This window comes from Streptomyces sp. NBC_01474, from assembly GCF_035918215.1.
In the GTDB taxonomy this organism is placed as follows: domain Bacteria; phylum Actinomycetota; class Actinomycetes; order Streptomycetales; family Streptomycetaceae; genus Streptomyces; species Streptomyces aureus.
On the sequence record NZ_CP109449.1, the window covers coordinates 5,499,058 to 5,517,534 of the forward strand.

The window sequence follows — 18,477 nt, forward strand, 5'->3', positions numbered from 1 at the left end:
CGCGAGGATTTACGTCACATCGGGGTGGGCGGGGGCGGGCCGCTCGTCCTCACAGGGTGCGCAGGAGCACCGCCGGCTGTTCGACGCAGTCCGCCACGTAGCGCAGGAAGCCGCCCGCCGTGCCGCCGTCGCACACCCGATGGTCGAAGGTGAGCGACAGCTGGACGACCTGCCGCACCGCCAACTCCCCCTGGTGGACCCAGGGTTTGGGGATGATCCGGCCCACGCCAAGCATGGCGGCCTCGGGGTGGTTGATGATCGGCGTCGAACCGTCGACGCCGAAGACGCCGTAGTTGTTCAACGTGAACGTGCCGCCCGTGAGTTCCCCGGGCGTCAGCCGCCCGGCCCGCGCCGCCTCCGTGAGGCGGGCGAACTCGGCGCTGAGGGACTCGGCGTCGCGCCCGTGCGCGTCCTTCACGACAGGGACGACGAGTCCGCGCTCGGTCTGGGCGGCGAACCCGAGGTGCACGGCGTCGAGCTGCACGACCTCGCGGGCCGCCAGGTCGACCCGGGAGTTGAGCTCCGGGTAGCGGGCCAGGGCGGCGGTGCAGATGCGGGCGAGCAGGGCGAGTACGGAGATCTTCCCGCCGCCGGCCGCGTTCATGGCCACGCGCGCGTGCATGAACTCCGTGGCGTCGGCGTCCACCCAGCAGGTCGCGTCGGGGATCTCGCGGCGGCTGCGGCTGAGCTTGTCGGCTACGGCGCCTCGTATGCCGCGCAGGGGGACTCGGATGCCGTCCGCGCTCGTGTCCGACGGGGTCGGAGCCTGGGCGGAGACCTGGGTCGCGGCCGGGGCCACGGCTTCCGCTTCGGCCACGTGGGTCCGTACCTGCACCGTCTCCCGCATGGCGCTCTCGACATCGGCCCGCAGGATGAGGCCGTCGGGCCCCGACCCGGGCAACTCGCGCAGATCGACGCCGTGTTCACGGGCGAGTTTGCGCACGAGGGGGGAGATGACCGGCACGGGTCCGCTCCGCGGTGTCGCCTCCGGAGGCGGTGCGGGGGAGACGGAAGGGGCCGTCCGCCCGGGTGCCGCGGGCGCAGCCGCAGGGACGGCGTCCTGCCGGCGGACCCGGCGCCGACGCGCAGGCGCGGCCGCGGTGCCGTATCCCACCAGGACGTTCCCGGATCCCTCGTCGTCGCCCTCCTCCTCGGCCGGTGTGCCCACGGCGACCGTCAGGAGGGGTGAGCCGACGGGGAGTTCGCTGCCTTCCTCGCCGAAGCGGGCTGTCACCACGCCCCCGTAGGGACACGGCACCTCGACCATCGCCTTCGCGGTCTCCACCTCGACGACCGGCTGGTCCACCGCCACGACGTCGCCGACCTGGACGAGCCAGGTGACGATCGACGCCTCGGTGAGGCCTTCGCCGAGGTCGGGCAACTTGAATTCGAGGACCTGTGCCATCAGCTGCCCGCCTCCCACTGAAGCCGGGCGACCGCGTCCAGGATCCGGTCGACCCCCGGCAGATGGTGCCGCTCCAGCATCGGCGGCGGATACGGGATGTCGAACCCGGCCACCCGCAGGACCGGCGCCTCCAGGTGGTGGAAGCAGCGCTCGGTGACCCGCGCGGCGATCTCACCGCCGGGCCCGCCGAAACCGCCCGACTCGTGTACGACAACGGCCCGCCCGGTGCGGCGCACGGAGGCGCTGACCGTCTCGTCGTCGAACGGCACCAGGGAGCGCAGATCGACGACTTCCAGATCCCAGCCCTCGGCGCGCGCGGCCTCGGCCGCCTCCATGCAGACCGGCACCGACGGCCCGTACGTGATGAGGGTGGCGCTGCTGCCGGGCCGCCGGACCACGGCCCGCCCGATGGGCTCCACGTCCGTCGGGTGCTCGGGGTTCCAGGAGTCCTTCGACCAGTACAGCCGCTTGGGCTCGAGGACGACGACGGGGTCGTCGGAGGCGATGGCGGCGCGCATCATGCCGTAGGCGTCGGCGACGGTCGCGGGCGTGACGACATGGAGGCCCGGGGTGGCCATGTAGTAGGCCTCGGAGGAGTCGCTGTGGTGCTCTACGCCGCCGATGCCGCCGCCGTAGGGCACGCGCACGGTGAGGGGCATCGGCATCGCGCCCCTGGTGCGGTTGCGCATCTTCGCGACGTGCGAGATCAGCTGCTCGAAGCCCGGGTAGGCGAACGCGTCGAACTGCATCTCGACGACGGGCCGCAGGCCGTACATGGCCATGCCGACCGCGGTGCCGAGGATGCCCGCCTCGGCGAGCGGAGTGTCCGTGCAGCGGGCGTCACCGAACTCCTTGGCGAGTCCGTCGGTGACCCTGAAGACGCCGCCCAGTGTGCCGACATCCTCACCGAGGACGTGCACGGAGGGGTCGGCGGCCATGGCGTCGCGCAGGGCGCGGCCGAAGGCCTGCGCCATGGTGGCCGGCTTGGCGGCGACAGTCGTCATCGGTCCGCCCCGTCCGCCTCGGCGTCGAGCTCGGCACGCAACTGGGCGGCTTGCTCGCGCAGTTGCGTCGTCTGCTCGGCGTAGACATCACGGAAGAGGTCCATGGGGTCGAGCACCGGGTCCTGGTTCATGCGCTCGCGCAGGTCGGCGGCCATCTTCTCGGCGTCGTCGCGCACGGCCCGTATGCCTTCCTCGTCGAGGAGTCCGCGCTCCGTCAACTCCCGCTCCAGGAGCAGGATCGGGTCGTGGTCACGCCAGGCGTCGACCTCGGCGTCGACGCGGTAGCGCGTGGCGTCGTCCGCGTTCGTGTGCGCCTCCATGCGGTAGGTGACCGCCTCGACGAGGGTCGGGCCGCCCCCTTCGCGCGCGTGGCGCACGGCTTCGGTGAGGACCTCGTGCACGGCCGCCGCGTCGTTGCCGTCCACCAGGCGACCAGGCATCCCGTAACCGACGGCCTTGTGTGCCAGGGACGGGGCGGCGGTCTGCTTGGCGAGCGGTACGGAGATCGCGAAGCCGTTGTTCTGGACGAGGAAGACGACCGGGGCCTGCCACACCGCGGCGAAGTTCAGCGCCTCGTGGAAGTCGCCCTCGCTGGTGCCCCCGTCGCCGACCATGGCGAGCGCGACCACGTCGTCACCCTTGAGGCGGGCGGCGTGCGCGAGTCCCACGGCGTGCGGGAGCTGGGTCGCAAGCGGCGTGCACAGGGGGGCGACGCGGTGCTCGCGCGGGTCGTACCCGGTGTGCCAGTCGCCCCGCAGCAGGGTCAGGGCCTGTACGGGGTCGAGGCCGCGGGCGACGGCGGCGAGGGTGTCCCGGTAGCTGGGGAAGAGCCAGTCGCGCTCCTCCAGGACGAGGGCGGCCGCGACCTCGCAGGCCTCCTGTCCGGTGCTGGAGGGGTAGACCGCGAGCCGGCCCTGCTTCGTCAGGGCGGTCGCCTGCGCGTTGTACCTGCGCCCGCGCACCACCTCCGCGTACAGCCGGCGCAGAAGCCGGGCGTCGGCCTTGGCCGCGGCGTCGGTGCCGAGAACCCGGAACGGCTCGGCGTCGGGCAGCAGCGGCGCGGGATCCGTGCGCGGCTGCCAGGCGGGCGGCGGGGTCGGCCGGTAGGCGTCCCGCTGCTCCATGACCGTCATGACGGCACCTCCTCGTTGGAAGCGGCTGAAAGACGCGCCGGTGTGATGCGCCTCACCTACCGATTGTTCGGTCGTCGGCACATTTTGGCTACAGGCACCTCCAGGCTGTGGACAAACGGTTCTGCACAGCCTGGGATGGACGCAGTACGTCCATGGTAGGGAGGCGGGGGGACATGGCATCTGAACGAATGGCCGACGGCCCGGGAGGCGACCGCCCCGAGTCCTCGCCCCGAGCGCCCGACACCGGCCCCGTCGGCCGTCCGGACTCGCCGCACCGGCCGCCCGACGGCCGCCCCGAGTACCAGCCGCGCCCGCTGGACGCGATCGACCGCGACATCCTGCAGATGCTCCAGATGGACGGCCGCGCCTCTATACGCTCCGTCGCCGAGCGCGTCCATGTGTCACGGGCCAACGCCTACGCGCGCATCAACCGGCTCATCGACGACGGCGTCATCCGCGGCTTCGGCGCCCGCGTCAACCACGAGCGGGCAGGGCAGGGCGCCTCCGCGTACATCACGCTCAAGATCGTCCAGAACTCCTGGCGCACCGTGCGCGAGCAGCTGCGCCGGCTCCCGGAGGCCTCGCACATCGCGCTGGTCAGCGGCGACTTCGATGTGCTCCTGATGGTGCACACGCAGGACAACAGGTCACTGCGGGAACTGGTGCTCACCAAGCTCCAGGCCATGCCGGAGGTGCTGAGCACGCGGACGCTGCTGGTGTTCGAGGAGGAGGACCTGGAGCCGGACGCCTGACGCGCCCGGGGGCCGTCAGCCCTCCTTGCGCAGCCCTCCGAAGATCAACTGCACGACGGCGTCGGCGACTTCGCGGTCGTCCATGCCCCGGCCGCCCGGCCGGTACCACTCCACGATCGAGTTGATCATGCCGAACACGAGGCGGGTCGCGAGCCGCACCTCGATGTCGCCCCGCACGTCACCGTCGGCCGCGGCCGCCTTCAGGAGCTCGGCCACCTGGTGGTCGAACTCCCTGCGCCGCTCCATCGCCCAGCGCTCCGTGTCGGTGTTCCCGCGCACACGCAGCAGCAGGGTCACGTACGGCAGCTCGGATATCAGGACCTGGACCATGCGCCGGGTGACGTACTCCAGGCGCTCGACGGCGCGCCCCACGCGCGCGTGCTCCTCGCCCAGGATCCCGAAGAGGCCGTCGAGCGCGCGGCTGACGGCGCGGCGCAGCAGTTCCTCCTTGCCGGCGACGTGGTGGTAGATCGACGACTTGGAGATACCGGCCGCCTTGGAGAGATGTTCCATCGACGTGCCGTCGTAGCCACGCTCGTTGAAGACCCGCACGGCGACCGACAGGAGGGTCTCGGGCGTGTAGGTGTCGCGCCTTGCGGTGGTCATGCGGAGCCCTCCCGCTTGTCGGAGGCGTACGAGTGGCGGTAGAGCGCGAGCGAGGGCGCGTAACGGCCGGACGGGTCGCGCAGGTGCAGATCGTCGAGGAGGGAGTACGCCCAGTTCTTGCCGAGCTTCCTGCTCCACTCGACAGGCCCCAGCGGGTAGTTGACGCCCAGGCGCATCGCCGTGTCGATGTCCTCCGGAGTGGCCACTCCTTTGGCGACGGCGTCGTGCGCCAGGTCGATGAGCCGCGCGACCGTGCGGGCGACGATCATGCCGGGCACGTCCCCGATGACACTCACGTCCTTGCCGATGGCCTGGAAGAGCCCGGTGGCCTCGCGCAGGGTCTGCGGGGACGCTTCCTGAGAGGTCGCGAGAGCGAGGCGGGTGGCGGCTCGGTAGTCGAACGCGAGATCGAAGTAGATGACGTCCCGGTACTCGACCGACGTCTGGCCGTCCGCGAGGGCGAGCTGGCCACCGCTGGGAAGGACCAGGCGCGTGCCGTTGTCCTCGTCCTCCTCGCGCACCGGGATGCCCGCCTCGCGGATCAGAGTGAGGAGTTCGGCGGCAGGCCCCAGATCGCCCTCGGCGACGACGTAGGCGGGCGCCTGGGCGGGCTGCGCGGTGTGCGGCTCCGGGCGCTCCTCGCCGTCCGCGTACGCGTACCAGCCGCGGCCTGTCTTGCGGCCGTGCATGCCGGCCTCGACCAGGCGCCGCTGGGCGAGGGACGGCCGGAACTTCACGTCCTGGAAGAAGGCCTCCCACACGGAGCGGGTGACCGCTTCGTTGACGTCCTGCCCGATGAGGTCCGTCAGTTCGAAGGCGCCCATCTTGAAGCCGCCGCACTCGCGCAGGACGGCGTCGATGGTGGCGGGCTGGGCGCCCTGCTCCTCGTAGACCGCGAACGCCTCGGCGTAGAAGGGGCGCGCGATGCGGTTGACGATGAATCCGGGGGTGTCGGCGCACACGACGGGCGTCTTGCCCCAGGCGCGGGCCGTCTCGTACGCGCGCGTGGCCGCCGTGACGTCGGTCGCCGCCCCGGAGACCACCTCGACCAGGGGCATCAGGGGCGCGGGGTTGAAGAAGTGCAGGCCGACGAGGCGGCCCGGCAGGCGCAGCGCGCCGCCGACGGCCGTGACGGACAGGGACGAGGTGTTGGTCGCGAGCAGACAGTCGTCCCCGACGATCTCCTCCAGGTCCGTGAACAGCTGCTGTTTCACGTCGAGCCGCTCCAGTACGGCCTCGACGACGAGCGCCGCCCCCGCGAACTCCTCGAGGGACTCTGCGGGGCTCAGACGCGCGCGGGCGGCGTCGCGCTCGGCCGCGTCGAGCCTGCCCTTGTAGACCAGGCGGTCCAGGCGCGCGGCGATGGCGTCCGCAGCCTCCCGGGCGCGTCCCGGCACGGCGTCGTAGAGCCGGACGGGGTGGCCGGCGGTCAGGGCGACCTGGGCGATGCCCTGGCCCATGGTGCCGGTGCCCACCACGCCCACAAGGCGTTCGGGGCTGCCGAGCTCGAGTGCTGTCATGGTCGCGATCCTCCCGCACGGAACGACGGCCGAAGGCCCGGGGGTCGGGGCGCAGCGGCGGGCGCGAAGTTTTCCACAGGTTCGACGGACCCCCTTGTCCCGACCGATCGTTCGGTTACTCTAGCCGTGTCTGCCTGTTCCTGCCCAGCTGTTCCTGCCCAGCTGTTCCTGCCCAGCTGTTCCTGCCCAGCTGTTCCTGCCCAGCTCGCCGGCTCGACGAAGAGCCGTCTCGACGAGGAGTTGGTCCGCCATGGCCGCCGAAGTCACCGCGCACGACCTGATCGCCAAGCACCGGCCCACCCTTGACCAAGCGCTGGAAGCGATCCGTACGCGCGCGTACTGGTCGCCGCACCCCGAGCACCCCAAGGCCTACGGAGAGCACGGAAGCCTGAGCATGCCCGAGGGCAAGGCCGCCTTCGACGCGCTCTCCGGCACCCGGATCGACCTCGGCCAGCCCGGCACGGACGACTGGGTGGGCGGCGACATCTCGCCGTACGGCGTCGAGTTGGGCGTGACCTACCCGCACCCCGACCTCGATGTCCTGCTCCCCGCGATGCGCGCGGGCATGCGCGCGTGGCGCGAGGCGGGCGCCGAGGCACGCGCCGCCGTATGCCTGGAGATCCTGGCCCGGATCAGCGCGCGTACGCACGAGTTCGCGCACGCCGTGATGCACACCAGCGGCCAGGCCTTCATGATGGCGTTCCAGGCGGGCGGCCCGCACGCGCAGGACCGCGGGCTCGAAGCGGTGGCGTACGCGTACGTCGAGCAGGTACGCACACCGGACGCGGCGGAGTGGACCAAGCCGCAGGGCAAGCGCGACCCCCTCGTCCTCGGCAAGCAGTTCACGCCGGTCGGGCGCGGCATCGCGCTCCTCATCGGCTGCAACACGTTCCCCACGTGGAACGGATATCCGGGCCTCTTCGCCTCCCTCGCCACCGGCAACCCCGTCCTGGTGAAGCCCCACCCGCGCGCGGTGCTGCCCCTCGCCCTCACCGTCCAGGTCTCCCGCGAGGTCCTCGCCGAGGCCGGTTTCGACCCGAATCTGGTGGCACTGGCCGCCGAGAAGCCCGGCGAAGGCATCGCCAAGACGATCGCCCTGCGCCCCGAGATCAAGATCATCGACTACACGGGCTCGACGGCGTTCGGCGACTGGCTGGAGACGCACGCCCGGCAGGCACAGGTCTACACGGAGAAGGCCGGCGTCAACACGGTCGTCATCGACTCGACCGACCGCTACAAGGGAATGCTGGCGAACCTCGCGTTCTCCCTGTCCCTGTACAGCGGCCAGATGTGCACCACCCCGCAGAACCTGCTCATCCCGCGCGACGGCATCAGCACGGACGAGGGCCCCAAGACGTACGACGAGGTGGTCACCGACATCGCGGCCGCGGTCGGCGGCCTCCTCGGCGACGACGCCCGGGCGAACGCGCTGCTCGGCGCCCTGGTGAACCCGGACGTGAAGTCCCGCCTGGAGGCCGCCTCCGGCCTCGGCGAAGTCGCCCTCGCCTCACGGGAGATCAGCAACCCGGAGTTCCCGGGCGCCGTCGTCCGTACGCCGATGATCGTCAAGCAGGACGGCGCGCGGAAGTTCTGGGACGGCGCCGACTCCGAGTCCGCCTACCTCAGCGAGTGCTTCGGCCCGGTCTCCTTCGCCGTCGCCGTCGACTCCACGACGGACGCACTGGACCTGCTGCGGCGCACGGTGCGCGACAAGGGCGCGATGACGGTCGGCGCGTACACGACCTCCGACGAGGTCGTCGAAGCCGTCGAAGAGGTCTGCCTCGAAGAGTGCGCCCAGCTGTCCATCAACCTCACGGGCGGGGTGTACGTGAACCAGACGGCGGCGTTCTCGGACTTCCACGGTTCCGGCGGCAACCCCGCGGCCAACGCGGCGCTGTGCGACGGAGCGTTCGTGTCGAACCGCTTCCGGGTGGTGGAGGTGCGCAAGGAGGCCTGAGGCCTCCGACCGGCGTCAGCTCAGGCAGCCGGGCGGCCCGCGGGACCGCCCGGCGTGCCACAGGTGCTCCAGTGGAAGAGCGTCATGCCGACGCTCGTCGCCAGGTTGTAGCTGGAGACCTGCGCCCGCATCGGCAGCGACACCAAATGGTCGGCGCGGGCGCGCAGTTCGGGCGACAGGCCGCTGCGCTCCGAGCCGAAGGCGAGCAGCGCGTCGTCCGGCAGCGCAGTCCCCCGGATGTCCTCGCCCTCCGGATCGAGCGCGTACACGGGCCCCGGCGGCAGCTCCTCCACCGCCAGGCGCTCGACCGCCGTCGCGAAGTGCAGGCCCGCACCACCGCGTACGACAGTCGGATGCCAGGGGTCGAGGCTGCCGGTCATGACGACGCCCGTCGCCCCGAAGCCCGCGGCGAGCCGGATGACGGCGCCCGCGTTGCCGAGGTTGCGGGGGTTGTCGAGGACGACGACGGGCGCGGTCCTCGGCAGGTGCGCCACGGCGGCCAGGTTCGCCGCCCGGTCGGGACGCACCGCCAGCGCGGCCACCCCCGTGGGATGCAGACGCGGCACGAGGGCTCGCAGCGTCTCCTCCGGCACCTCCACCAAAAGCCCGTCAAGGGCATCCCGCACGTCCGGGGCGAGCTCCTCGGCCAGGGCGAGCGCGGCGGCACGGCTGGCAGCCAGGGCCACGGGCACGCGCGCACCGAAACGCAGGGCGTGCTTGAGCGCGTGGAACCCGTCGAGGAGGACGGACGTCTCGGCACGGGCGCGCCATTCGTCGACGCCGGCGCTATCCGCCCTGCTCATGCTGCTCGCCCGTTCATGCCGTGCGCCCTGCTCATGCTGTGTGCCTGCTCATGCTGCTTGCCTGTTCACCCTGTGTGCCTGTGCACGCCGTTCGCCCCGCTCACGACGTGAAGCCTACGTGGGCCTGGTCGGGGCTCTCCGCGGCGCGAGGCCCCGGAACCGTAGAGGCACCGGCCGAACGGGAAAACACGCCTCCACGCGCGCGTGCCACCCATCCACCCAGTCGCTTCAGGAACGGCGTCGGCAGGAACACCGCGTCGGCGGCGATCATCGCGAGCGAGAAGAACGGCAGCCCGAGCAGCACGGCGATCGCCGCGTGCTCGCACATCATGGCGACCAGTAGGACGTTCTTGAAGCGCCGGTTGAACAGCGTGAACGGGAAGGCGACCTGTACGGCGACGGTCCCGTACGACACGAGCATCACCATCAGCCCGTGGGAGGCGAGCAGATCACCGAGGGCCGGCCAGGGCGAGAAGTAGTCCAGGTGGAGCGGGTAGTAGACCGCCGTCCCGTCCTGCCAGCGACTGCCCTGGATCTTGTACCAGCCGGCGGTCGCGTAGATCAGACACGCCTCCGCCATGATCACGAGAAGCGCGGCGTTGTGCGCGAAGTTCGCGATCACGTCGAGCAGCTGCCGGCGCTCACTGTACGGGTCCCTCCGGTTCACCGCCCACCACAGGCCCTGCACGGCCCACAGCCCCCAGAACACGACCAGCCAGCCCCCGCTCACGACCCCCATGAACGTGATCACGGAGAGCCCGAGCCCCGCGAGCCACCACAGCAACGGACCCACCACGTCGGACGGGCCGATGTCGCCCTCACGCGCAAAGTGCTCACGCACGCGTGCCGCTCGCCGCGCATCCAGCGACCAGACCAGCCCGCACCGCGTGAACACCAGATAGATCGACATCAGATGGATGACGTTGTCGCCGCCGTCGCCCATGAAGATGCTGCGGTTCTGCAGTGAGAGCACGCCGATCATGAACAGGACGGACATGGTCCGGGTGCGCCAGCCCAGCATCAGAAGTGCGCTGCTCACGACCGCGGCGGCGTAGACGATCTCGAACCAGACGCGGCCGTCCGACCACATCAGAGCGGTGAAGGCGCCGTTGCCGGCGATGAGCTGCTGCGCCATGTCCCAGCTCCACGGCCCGTCGGGCCCGTACAGCTCGTGGCGGTTGGGGAACTCGCGCAGCAGGAACAGCAGCCAGGTCGCGGAGAAACCGATTCGGATCACTGCGCTCTGGTAGGGCCCGAGGGCGGACCCGGTGACGCGGTCGATGCGGTTCACCGGGCATCCGTCCCGTCAGAGGCAGCACGCGCGCGCGTGCTGTTGCCGTTTTGACCCTGACCCTGGCTGTTGCTGTTGCTGTTGCTGTCGAGTGCCCGGTCCGCGACCGTCACCGTCCACCAGGGAACCTCCCGGTAGAGGGGCTTGGGATCCACTTTCTCGTCGCTCCACGGGGGCGGCGCCACGTTGGTGGTCCGCGAGCGGACCTGGACGCGGGCGATGGTGGGCTGCTTGCCGGCGGCCGTCTTGCCGTCGGCCGTCAGCCCGTCCTCGTGGGACAGCCGCAGGACGGCGATCCGGCGGATGTAGCGCTCGGAGAGCTGGCCGCGCAGACCGTTCGGGCGGTTCTCGCTGTCGTGCGCGGACACATAGAAGTCCCAGGCCCGGCGCAACTCGTTCTGCTGCGTGTGGCTGGGCAGCAGATTCCCGTCGATGTCGGCGCCGTCCCGTGCGGACAGGTCGTACCAGCCGGTCGTACGCGTACCGCCGTCGGCCGTACGGACCTCCGCGCGGGCCTGCACGGCGATGTTCTGCTGGAGCGGGTTCGGCGCGAACAGTTTCCAGTTCTGCTCGAACTCCGGATAGATCCAGCTGTCGACGGCCCGGCCGTACTGCTTGGAGACCGTGTTGGACGGAGCGACGTGCAGAAACACCATCGCGACGTGCACACACGCCACGAGAGCGACCACGACGAGCGCGCAGGCGGCGGCGATCTGGTAGCGGAGGGAGAGGGCCGACAGGCCTATGCGGGGCACAGCGGATGAGGGCGAGGGTGAGGGTGCGAGGGGTGGGGGTGTGAGGGACGGGGACGGGAGATCCGGCTCAGGCACTTGCCCGGCCTCAAGTACATGGCCGGCCTCAGGTACCTCGTCCGGGGAAGGGCCCCGCAAACGATCCGGCAGCGGTTCCGGGCCGGAACGCCGGGCGGTCGGGCCCTTGTCGTACGCGTCCATGCCGCCCCGTTTCCCCGAGTCTCCCGATGTTTCCGGTCCGCGCTTTTGCCGAACCGATTCCTCGCCCCACGGCCCGCTCCCGCCGCCGCACCGGCACGGTACTCAGCCGCGCACGCGAGGCACAGAGGCGTGGGACTTATCCACAGGCGGACCTCGCAGGGTTGACACCCTACGGCGCCACGTCCCACCATTGAATCCAACGAACCGAACGATCGGTCGGGAGATTCGCTCAAGGTCGAGGGAGACCGGGATGGCGACAGCAGCTGCGCACCAAGCGGCGCGGACACAGGCGGCCCACGCCACGTCCGACGCCACCGGCACCGCCCCGGGCCAGGCGCCGGGCACCGCCGCGTACCAGACAGCGTTCGACACCGCCGTCGCGGCGGAGGAGCGCATCGAGCCCCGGGACTGGATGCCGGACGCCTATCGCGCGACGCTCGTGCGCCAGATCGCGCAGCACGCCCACTCCGAGATCATCGGCATGCAGCCGGAGGCCAACTGGATCACGCGCGCCCCCTCGCTGCGCCGCAAGGCGATCCTGATGGCCAAGGTCCAGGACGAGGCCGGCCACGGCCTGTACCTGTACAGCGCCGCCGAAACACTCGGCACGGGCCGCGACGAGCTCCTCGACAAGCTGCACAGCGGCCGTCAGAAGTACTCGTCGATCTTCAACTACCCGACGCTGACCTGGGCGGACGTCGGCGCCATCGGCTGGCTCGTGGACGGCGCGGCAATCACGAACCAGGTCCCCCTGTGCCGCTGCTCGTACGGGCCGTACGCGCGCGCCATGGTGCGGATCTGCAAGGAGGAGTCCTTCCATCAGCGCCAGGGCTACGAACTGCTCCTCGCCCTGAGCCGCGGCACCGAGGCCCAGCACGCGATGGCGCAGGACGCCGTCGACCGCTGGTGGTGGCCGTCGCTGATGATGTTCGGCCCTCCGGACGACGAGTCGTCGCACTCCGCGCAGTCGATGGAGTGGAAGATCAAGCGCCATTCGAACGACGAGCTGCGCCAGCGCTTCGTAGACATCTGCGTCCCGCAGGCCGAGTCCCTCGGGCTCACCCTCCCCGACCCGGACCTCGTGTGGAACGAGGAGCGCGGGCACCACGACTTCGGAGCCATCGACTGGACGGAGTTCTGGGAGGTCCTCAAGGGCAACGGACCGTGCAACGAACAGCGGATCACCCAGCGCAGGCAGGCGCACGACGAGGGCGCCTGGGTCAGGGAAGCGGCCGCGGCCCACGCGGCGAAACACTCCGAGGCGAAGCACTCCGGGGCGAACGGAAAGGCGACGGCATGAGCGACGCGAAGGACTGGCCGCTGTGGGAGGTATTCGTACGCTCCCGGCGCGGACTGTCGCACACTCACGCGGGAAGCCTGCACGCGCCGGACGCCGAACTCGCCCTGCGTAACGCACGCGATCTGTACACCCGCCGCGGCGAAGGCGTCTCGATCTGGGTCGTCCCGTCCACCTCGATCACCGCCTCCTCGCCCGACGAGAAGGACCCCTTCTTCGAGCCCGCCGCCGACAAGCCGTACCGGCACCCGACGTTCTACGAGATCCCGGAAGGGGTGAAGCACCTGTGACCACGTCCCTGAACCCCGCCTCTTCCGCCGGCGCCGTCACCGCTGCCGCGGCGCTCGCCCTGGGCGACGACGCGCTCGTGCTGTCGCACCGACTGGGGGAGTGGGCCGGGCACGCCCCGGTCCTCGAAGAAGAAGTCGCCCTGGCCAACATCGCGCTCGACCTCCTCGGCCAGGCCCGGGTCCTGCTCTCCCTCGTCGGCGACGAGGACGAGCTGGCCTACCTGCGCGAGGAACGCGCCTTCCGCAACGTCCAGTTGGTCGAACAGCCCAACGGAGACTTCGCCCACACCATCGCCCGACAGCTGTACTTCTCCACGTACCAGCGCCTCATGTACGGCCGTCTCGCCGAGACCGGCGGACCGCTCGCCGGTCTCGCCGCCAAGGCGGTCAAGGAGGTCGCGTACCACCAGGACCACGCCGAGCAGTGGACCGTACGCCTCGGGGACGGCACCGCCGAAAGCCACGACCGGATGCAGCAAGCCTGCGACGCACTCTGGCGCCACACCGGAGAGATGTTCCAGCCCGTCGACGGCATCGACATCGACTGGCCTGAGATGGAGGCCAGTTGGACCGCGTCGGTCACCGCCGTCCTGGAGCGGGCGACCCTGGCCGTCCCGGAGGGACCGCGGACCGGGGCCTGGAGCGCCGGCGCCGGACGCCAGGGCCTGCACACGGAACCGTTCGGACGAATGCTCGCCGAGATGCAGCACCTCCACCGCAGCCACCCGGGGGCGTCATGGTGACCAAAGCTCCCGAGGCCTCCCCCCAGGACACCGCCGACCGACCGGAGACGCCACTCGAAGCTGAGCTGCGCCGCCTCGCCGGCTCCGTGCCCGACCCCGAACTGCCCGTACTCACCCTGGAAGAGCTGGGCGTGCTCCGCGCCGTCCACTGCCTCAACCCCGGCAGCGTCGAGGTGGAGCTGACCCCCACCTACACGGGCTGTCCGGCCGTCGAGGCCATGTCCACGGACATCGAGCGCGTCCTGCACGAGCGCGGAATACCGGACGTCACCGTCCGGCGGGTGCTCGCACCCGCCTGGACCACGGACGACATCACGGACGAGGGCCGCCGCAAGCTCCGGGAGTTCGGCATAGCTCCACCCCGCGCCGTCCGGGAGCACCAGGGACCGGTGACCGTCGTCTTGGGTCCCACCCGCACCACACCACCCACGCGCACAGCTGCCGACGCGGCCGCCGCGACGCTCCTCGGCGCCCCCGAGGCAGGCGACGCCCCTCTGCACTGCCCGCACTGCGGATCCACGGACACCGAACTGCTGAGCCGCTTCTCCTCCACCGCCTGCAAGGCCCTGCGGCGCTGCCTCGACTGCCGCGAACCCTTCGACCACTTCAAGGAGCTGTGATGGCCCGCTTCCACCAGCTCCGCATAGCCGCGGTCGACCGGCTCACCGATGACTCCGTGGCCCTCACCTTCGAGGTCCCCGAATCTCTTCGCAAGGAATTCCGCCACGCGCCGGGCCAGCACCTCGCCCTGCGCCGCCCGGCCGACGACGGCGAGATCCGGCGCACGTACTCGATCTGCTCGCCGGCCCCGGGCCCCGAAGGCCCTCGGACCCTCCGCGTCGGCGTCCGCCTCGTCGAAGGCGGCTCCTTCTCGACGTACGCCCTCAAGGAGATCGCCGTCGGCGACACCCTTGAGATCATGACCCCCGCCGGCCGCTTCATCCTCGAGCCCGCCCCCGGGCTCTACGCCGCCGTGGTCGGCGGCAGCGGCATCACCCCGGTCCTGTCGATCGCGGCCACCCTGCTCGCCCGCGAACCGCACGCCCGCTTCTGCCTCATCCGCAGCGACCGCACCGCCGCGTCGACGATGTTCCTGGACGAGGTGGCCGACCTGAAGGACCGCTACCCCGACCGGTTCCAGCTGGTCACGGTCCTGTCCCGGGAGGAACAGCAGGCCGGCCTCGACTCCGGCCGCCTCGACCAGGAGCGCCTGACGACCCTCCTGCCCGCGCTGCTCCCCGTAGACGAGGTAGCCGGCTGGTACCTGTGCGGGCCCTTCGGACTCGTACAAGAAGCGGAGCGCACGCTGCGCGCCCTCGGAGTACGAAGAGCCCGCATCCACGAGGAGATCTTCCACGTCGACGACGGAGCGGCACCCGCCCGCCCCGCACCGGCCCTCGCGCACTCCACGGTCACCGCCCAGCTCGACGGCCGCTCCGGCACCTGGCCCGTCGACGACGGCGAATCACTCCTGGAGACAGTGCTGCGCAACCGCCCCGACGCGCCGTACGCCTGCAAGGGCGGCGTCTGCGGAACCTGCCGCGCGTTCCTCGTCTCGGGCGAGGTGCGCATGGACCGGAACTTCGCACTCGAACCCGAGGAGACCGACGCCGGCTACGTACTCGCCTGCCAGTCCCACCCGGCCACGGAGACGGTGGAGCTGGACTTCGACCGCTGACCGCTCACGGCTCACGGCTGACGGCTGACGGCTGACGGCTGACGGCTGACGGCTGACGGCTGACGGCTGAGCACCCCCCACTGCCCTCGCATTCCCTCCGCGTATTCCCTTCTCGTAGAACTTGTTCTACCTTGACGCACCGTCAGATCCTGGCGGTCGCCACGACGAACCGGTGCACGGAGGGACAGGGCAGTGGACTTCACCTTCACCGAAGAACAGCAGGCGGCCGTCGAGGCGGCCAAGGCCGTGTTCGGCCCGGTCGCGCCCGACAGCGTGCCGAGCCCGGCCCTCACCCCCGGCGCGGTCGCCGACGACTTCGACCGAGCTCTCTGGTCGAAACTCAACGACGCCGACCTGCTCAGCCTCCTGCTCGCCCCCGAACACGGCGGCGCGGGCCTGGACGCCATCGCGCTCTGCCTGGTCCTACGGGAATCCGCCAAGGCACTCGCCCGCGTCCCGCTCCTGGAGCACACCGCGACCGCCGTCGCCGTACAGACCTACGGCAGCGACGAGTTGAAGGAGCGGATCCTCCTCCGGGCAGCCCGCGGTGAGCTCGTCCTCACCGCCGCCTCCGCAGGCCGCACCGGCCACGACCCGGCCCAACTCGCCGTCAGCGCACGCCGCGACACGGACACCTGGATCCTCGACGGCACCCAGACCGGCGTGCCTTGGGCGCACAACGCCGACCACATCGCCGTACCCGCCCACACCCCACAGGGCCGCACCGTCATCGCCGTACTGCCCCACCCGCACGAAGGACTCAGCCTCGCCGAACAGATCTCCACGACCGGCGAACGCCTCGGCGAACTCCACCTCGACTCCGTGCGCCTCGACCCCCACCAGATCATCGAGACCGCCGAGGCCTGGGACCGGCTGCACCAGCTCCTCACCACCGGAACCTGCGCCCTGGCCCTGGGCCTCGGCGAACGCGTCCTCCGGATGACCGGCGACTACACGAGCAAGCGCGAACAGTTCGGCTACCCGGTGGCGACATTCCAAGCGGTCGCGGTCCAGGCCGCGGACCGATACATCGATCTGCGCGCCATGGAGGCCACCCTCTGGCAGGCCGCCTGGCGCATCAGCACCCAGGCAGACGGAGCGCTCCCCACGGCAGGCGACATCGCGGTCGCCAAGATCTGGGCATCGGAAGGCGTACGACGCGTCGTCCAGACCGCACAGCATCTGCACGGAGGATTCGGCGCCGACACCGACTACCCGCTCCACCGCTACCACGCCTGGGCCAAGCATCTGGAACTGTCACTCGGCCCGGCAGCCGCCCACGAGGAAACACTCGGCGACCTACTGGCGGCCCATCCCCTCGGCTGAGCCAGAGGTCAGAGCACGAAGCCCGACTGGCCCTTGTCGTCCACGACAGGCCGTCCGGCGGCGGCCCACACCTGCATGCCACCGTCCACGTTCACCGCGTCGATGCCCTGCTGCACGAGATACATCGTCACCTGCGCGGAACGGCCGCCGGACCGGCAGATCACGTTGACCCGACCGTCCTGGGGAGCCGCCTCGGTCAGCTCGCCGTAACGCGCCACGAACTCACTGATTGGAATGTGCAACGCACCCTCGGCGTGACCCGCCTGCCACTCATCGTCCTCACGGACATCGAGGAGAAAGTCCCCGTCCACGAGCTCGCCGACCTCAACCGTGGGCACACCAGATCCGAAATGCATACCCCCGACGCTACCCGACCCCATCCGGGACCCTGACTCGCCAGGCACTAGGGCGGTCAGCCGCGCGGACGCCCGTCAGCGACGCAGGGTGGGAGCGGCGCTGGCGCTGGGGCCTCGGCTCAGCCACCGATCGGCCAGCCCAGCTACCCAGCTCAAGCAGGATGCTCGCCAAGCAGCTCAACTACCAACAGCCTGCTCGACCACCGGCTCAGCTGTCGGCCGCCTGCTCGCGCATCAGCCGCTCCAGCTCAGCCTCTCGCTCGGCGACCTGCGCGAGCAGCTGCTCCGCGATCTCCTCGAGCAGCCGGTCGGGGTCGTCCGGCGCCATCCGCAGCATCGCGCCGATCGCGCTCTCCTCCAGCTCCTGAGCAACGGCCGTCAGCAGCTCCTTGCGCTGCGCCAGCCACTCGAGCCGCTCGTACAGCTCCTCGCTCGGGCTGGGCTTGCGCGCCTCGGGCACAGGCCCCGCGGCCCACTCGTCGGACAGCTCCTTCAGCAACGCCTCGTCGCCCCGGCCGTAGGCCGCGTTGACCCGCACGATGAACTCTTCGCGCCGCGCCCGGTCCTTCTCTTCCTGCGCCAGATCCGGGTGCGCCTTGCGGACGAGTTCCCGGTAGAGCTTGCGGGCCTCGTCGCTCGGCCGCACACGCTGCGGCGGCCGAACGGGCTGATCGGTGAGCATGGCGGACGCCTCCGGCGAGAGACCGTCGCCGTCCATCCACTGATCGAACAGCTCCTCGACCGCGGGCATCGGCATCACGCGCGCCCTGGCCTCGTCCGCCTTACGCAGGTCCTCCGGATCCCCGCTCCGCGCGGCGACCGCCTCGGCGATCTGCGCCTCGAGCTCGTCCAGGCGCGTATACATGGGTCCGAGTTTCTGGTGGTGCAGCCGAGAGAAGTTCTCCACCTCGACCCGGAACGTCTCCACCGCGATCTCGTACTCGATCAGAGCCTGCTCGGCGGCGAGCACAGCCCGCTCAAGCCGCGCCTCGGGCCGCCCCTCAGCAACAGGCTGCCCCTGCGGCTCAGCGGCAGGGGCCTCGGACGGGGTCGACTCGGCTTCCGGGGTCGTCACCCGTCCAGCCTAGGGCACGGGCCGGGATGCCCTGCTCGACGCCTGATTTCAAGGGTTCTGGGGGGGGATCCCCTCCCCCTGCCCCCTCCCACCCCACCCCATATCAGCTCAATTCAGCCCAGCCCCACCCCACACCTCGGGCCCTCCAGCCCAGCCCGACCCGCACCCCGCACCCCGCACCCCGCACCCCGCACCCCGCACCCCGCACCCGCCAGGCCACCCTGATCCGCGCCCCACGACCCCGCGACTAGCGGTACGCGACCGCGACCCCAAACTCAAACCCGATCC

The 18,477-nt window shown here is 70.9% G+C and carries 18 protein-coding genes; 8 read left to right on the forward strand and 10 right to left on the reverse strand.

Annotation, left to right across the window (positions count from 1 at the left end; all coding sequences use genetic code 11):
* Positions 1-49: 49 nt before the first annotated feature.
* The 3 genes from OG758_RS25195 to pdhA are packed head-to-tail and all read right to left on the reverse strand — an operon-like array spanning position 50 to position 3,542.
* Entirely contained in the window at positions 50-1,405 is a 1,356-nt protein-coding gene (locus OG758_RS25195) for a dihydrolipoamide acetyltransferase family protein (protein ID WP_326712055.1), read from the reverse strand.
* Positions 1,405-2,409, reverse strand: coding sequence for an alpha-ketoacid dehydrogenase subunit beta (locus OG758_RS25200; protein WP_266562200.1), 1,005 nt, complete (start codon positions 2,407-2,409; stop codon positions 1,405-1,407). Before OG758_RS25200 ends, OG758_RS25195 begins: the two co-directional genes overlap by 1 nt.
* Positions 2,406-3,542, reverse strand: coding sequence for a pyruvate dehydrogenase (acetyl-transferring) E1 component subunit alpha (gene pdhA, locus OG758_RS25205; RefSeq protein WP_326712056.1), 1,137 nt, complete (start codon positions 3,540-3,542; stop codon positions 2,406-2,408). Before pdhA ends, OG758_RS25200 begins: the two co-directional genes overlap by 4 nt.
* A 173-nt stretch (positions 3,543-3,715) precedes the next feature.
* Here pdhA and OG758_RS25210 point away from each other — a divergent pair, with 173 nt between their 5' ends.
* On the forward strand, positions 3,716-4,294 hold the full coding sequence (locus tag OG758_RS25210; protein ID WP_326712057.1) for an Lrp/AsnC family transcriptional regulator: 579 nt from the start codon (positions 3,716-3,718) through the stop codon (positions 4,292-4,294).
* Between the two features lie 15 nt (positions 4,295-4,309).
* Here the strand turns inward: OG758_RS25210 and OG758_RS25215 are convergent, their stop codons facing one another.
* Both OG758_RS25215 and OG758_RS25220 read right to left on the reverse strand, forming a co-directional pair.
* Positions 4,310-4,900, reverse strand: coding sequence for a TetR/AcrR family transcriptional regulator (locus tag OG758_RS25215; protein ID WP_326712058.1), 591 nt, complete (start codon positions 4,898-4,900; stop codon positions 4,310-4,312).
* On the reverse strand, positions 4,897-6,420 hold the full coding sequence (locus tag OG758_RS25220) for a 3-hydroxyacyl-CoA dehydrogenase (protein ID WP_326712059.1): 1,524 nt from the start codon (positions 6,418-6,420) through the stop codon (positions 4,897-4,899). Before OG758_RS25220 ends, OG758_RS25215 begins: the two co-directional genes overlap by 4 nt.
* 250 nt (positions 6,421-6,670) lie before the next feature.
* Here OG758_RS25220 and paaN point away from each other — a divergent pair, with 250 nt between their 5' ends.
* Entirely contained in the window at positions 6,671-8,377 is a 1,707-nt protein-coding gene (paaN, locus tag OG758_RS25225; RefSeq protein WP_326712060.1) for a phenylacetic acid degradation protein PaaN, read from the forward strand.
* 20 nt (positions 8,378-8,397) lie between these two features.
* Here paaN and OG758_RS25230 read toward each other — a convergent pair whose 3' ends face one another.
* The 3 genes from OG758_RS25230 to OG758_RS25240 all read right to left on the reverse strand — a co-directional run bounded on the left by OG758_RS25230 (position 8,398) and on the right by OG758_RS25240 (position 11,424).
* A complete protein-coding gene (locus OG758_RS25230; RefSeq protein ID WP_326712061.1) occupies positions 8,398-9,180 on the reverse strand; it encodes a TrmH family RNA methyltransferase in 783 nt (260 codons plus the stop codon).
* 100 nt (positions 9,181-9,280) lie between these two features.
* Positions 9,281-10,471, reverse strand: coding sequence for an HTTM domain-containing protein (locus OG758_RS25235; protein WP_326712062.1), 1,191 nt, complete (start codon positions 10,469-10,471; stop codon positions 9,281-9,283).
* Positions 10,468-11,424, reverse strand: a complete 957-nt coding sequence (locus tag OG758_RS25240; RefSeq protein ID WP_326712063.1) for a DUF5819 family protein — start codon at positions 11,422-11,424, stop codon at positions 10,468-10,470. Before OG758_RS25240 ends, OG758_RS25235 begins: the two co-directional genes overlap by 4 nt.
* 250 nt (positions 11,425-11,674) lie before the next feature.
* Between OG758_RS25240 and paaA the strand changes: the two genes are divergently transcribed.
* From paaA to OG758_RS25270, 6 genes are all read left to right on the forward strand, one after another.
* On the forward strand, positions 11,675-12,724 hold the full coding sequence (gene paaA, locus OG758_RS25245; protein WP_326712064.1) for a 1,2-phenylacetyl-CoA epoxidase subunit PaaA: 1,050 nt from the start codon (positions 11,675-11,677) through the stop codon (positions 12,722-12,724).
* Positions 12,721-13,011, forward strand: coding sequence for a 1,2-phenylacetyl-CoA epoxidase subunit PaaB (gene paaB, locus OG758_RS25250; RefSeq protein ID WP_116512039.1), 291 nt, complete (start codon positions 12,721-12,723; stop codon positions 13,009-13,011). Before paaA ends, paaB begins: the two co-directional genes overlap by 4 nt.
* Positions 13,008-13,754, forward strand: a complete 747-nt coding sequence (gene paaC / locus OG758_RS25255) for a 1,2-phenylacetyl-CoA epoxidase subunit PaaC (protein ID WP_326712065.1) — start codon at positions 13,008-13,010, stop codon at positions 13,752-13,754. The genes paaB and paaC overlap by 4 nt, the downstream gene beginning before the upstream one ends.
* Positions 13,748-14,374: a 1,2-phenylacetyl-CoA epoxidase subunit PaaD gene (gene paaD, locus OG758_RS25260; RefSeq protein WP_326712066.1), complete on the forward strand. Its 627-nt coding sequence runs from the start codon at positions 13,748-13,750 to the stop codon at positions 14,372-14,374. The genes paaC and paaD overlap by 7 nt, the downstream gene beginning before the upstream one ends.
* Positions 14,374-15,432 carry a 2Fe-2S iron-sulfur cluster-binding protein gene (locus OG758_RS25265; protein ID WP_326712067.1) on the forward strand — a complete coding sequence of 353 codons (1,059 nt, stop codon included), beginning with the start codon at positions 14,374-14,376 and terminating at the stop codon, positions 15,430-15,432. The genes paaD and OG758_RS25265 overlap by 1 nt, the downstream gene beginning before the upstream one ends.
* A gap of 192 nt (positions 15,433-15,624) precedes the next feature.
* Entirely contained in the window at positions 15,625-16,758 is a 1,134-nt protein-coding gene (locus tag OG758_RS25270; protein WP_326712068.1) for an acyl-CoA dehydrogenase family protein, read from the forward strand.
* A gap of 8 nt (positions 16,759-16,766) precedes the next feature.
* On the opposite strand, the gene OG758_RS25275 is transcribed toward OG758_RS25270, so the two are convergent.
* Together OG758_RS25275 and OG758_RS25280 are read right to left on the reverse strand one after the other, a co-directional pair.
* Positions 16,767-17,096, reverse strand: coding sequence for a rhodanese-like domain-containing protein (locus OG758_RS25275; RefSeq protein ID WP_116512043.1), 330 nt, complete (start codon positions 17,094-17,096; stop codon positions 16,767-16,769).
* A gap of 226 nt (positions 17,097-17,322) precedes the next feature.
* A complete protein-coding gene (locus OG758_RS25280; protein WP_326712069.1) occupies positions 17,323-18,189 on the reverse strand; it encodes a hypothetical protein in 867 nt (288 codons plus the stop codon).
* Positions 18,190-18,477: the final 288 nt, after the last annotated feature.

Excerpts from the sequence above, each read along its gene's own strand:
- paaD (WP_326712066.1), top strand. The coding sequence starts at position 13,748 with ATGGTGACCAAAGCTCCCGAGGCCTCCCCCCAGGACACCGCCGACCGA.
- paaA (WP_326712064.1), top strand. The coding sequence starts at position 11,675 with ATGGCGACAGCAGCTGCGCACCAAGCGGCGCGGACACAGGCGGCCCAC.
- OG758_RS25265 (WP_326712067.1), top strand. The coding sequence starts at position 14,374 with ATGGCCCGCTTCCACCAGCTCCGCATAGCCGCGGTCGACCGGCTCACC.
- OG758_RS25200 (WP_266562200.1), bottom strand. The coding sequence starts at position 2,409 with ATGACGACTGTCGCCGCCAAGCCGGCCACCATGGCGCAGGCCTTCGGC.
- paaN (WP_326712060.1), top strand. The coding sequence starts at position 6,671 with ATGGCCGCCGAAGTCACCGCGCACGACCTGATCGCCAAGCACCGGCCC.
- OG758_RS25230 (WP_326712061.1), bottom strand. The coding sequence starts at position 9,180 with ATGAGCAGGGCGGATAGCGCCGGCGTCGACGAATGGCGCGCCCGTGCC.
- OG758_RS25210 (WP_326712057.1), top strand. The coding sequence starts at position 3,716 with ATGGCATCTGAACGAATGGCCGACGGCCCGGGAGGCGACCGCCCCGAG.
- paaB (WP_116512039.1), top strand. The coding sequence starts at position 12,721 with ATGAGCGACGCGAAGGACTGGCCGCTGTGGGAGGTATTCGTACGCTCC.
- OG758_RS25220 (WP_326712059.1), bottom strand. The coding sequence starts at position 6,420 with ATGACAGCACTCGAGCTCGGCAGCCCCGAACGCCTTGTGGGCGTGGTG.
- OG758_RS25215 (WP_326712058.1), bottom strand. The coding sequence starts at position 4,900 with ATGACCACCGCAAGGCGCGACACCTACACGCCCGAGACCCTCCTGTCG.
- OG758_RS25240 (WP_326712063.1), bottom strand. The coding sequence starts at position 11,424 with ATGGACGCGTACGACAAGGGCCCGACCGCCCGGCGTTCCGGCCCGGAA.
- pdhA (WP_326712056.1), bottom strand. The coding sequence starts at position 3,542 with ATGACGGTCATGGAGCAGCGGGACGCCTACCGGCCGACCCCGCCGCCC.
- OG758_RS25195 (WP_326712055.1), bottom strand. The coding sequence starts at position 1,405 with ATGGCACAGGTCCTCGAATTCAAGTTGCCCGACCTCGGCGAAGGCCTC.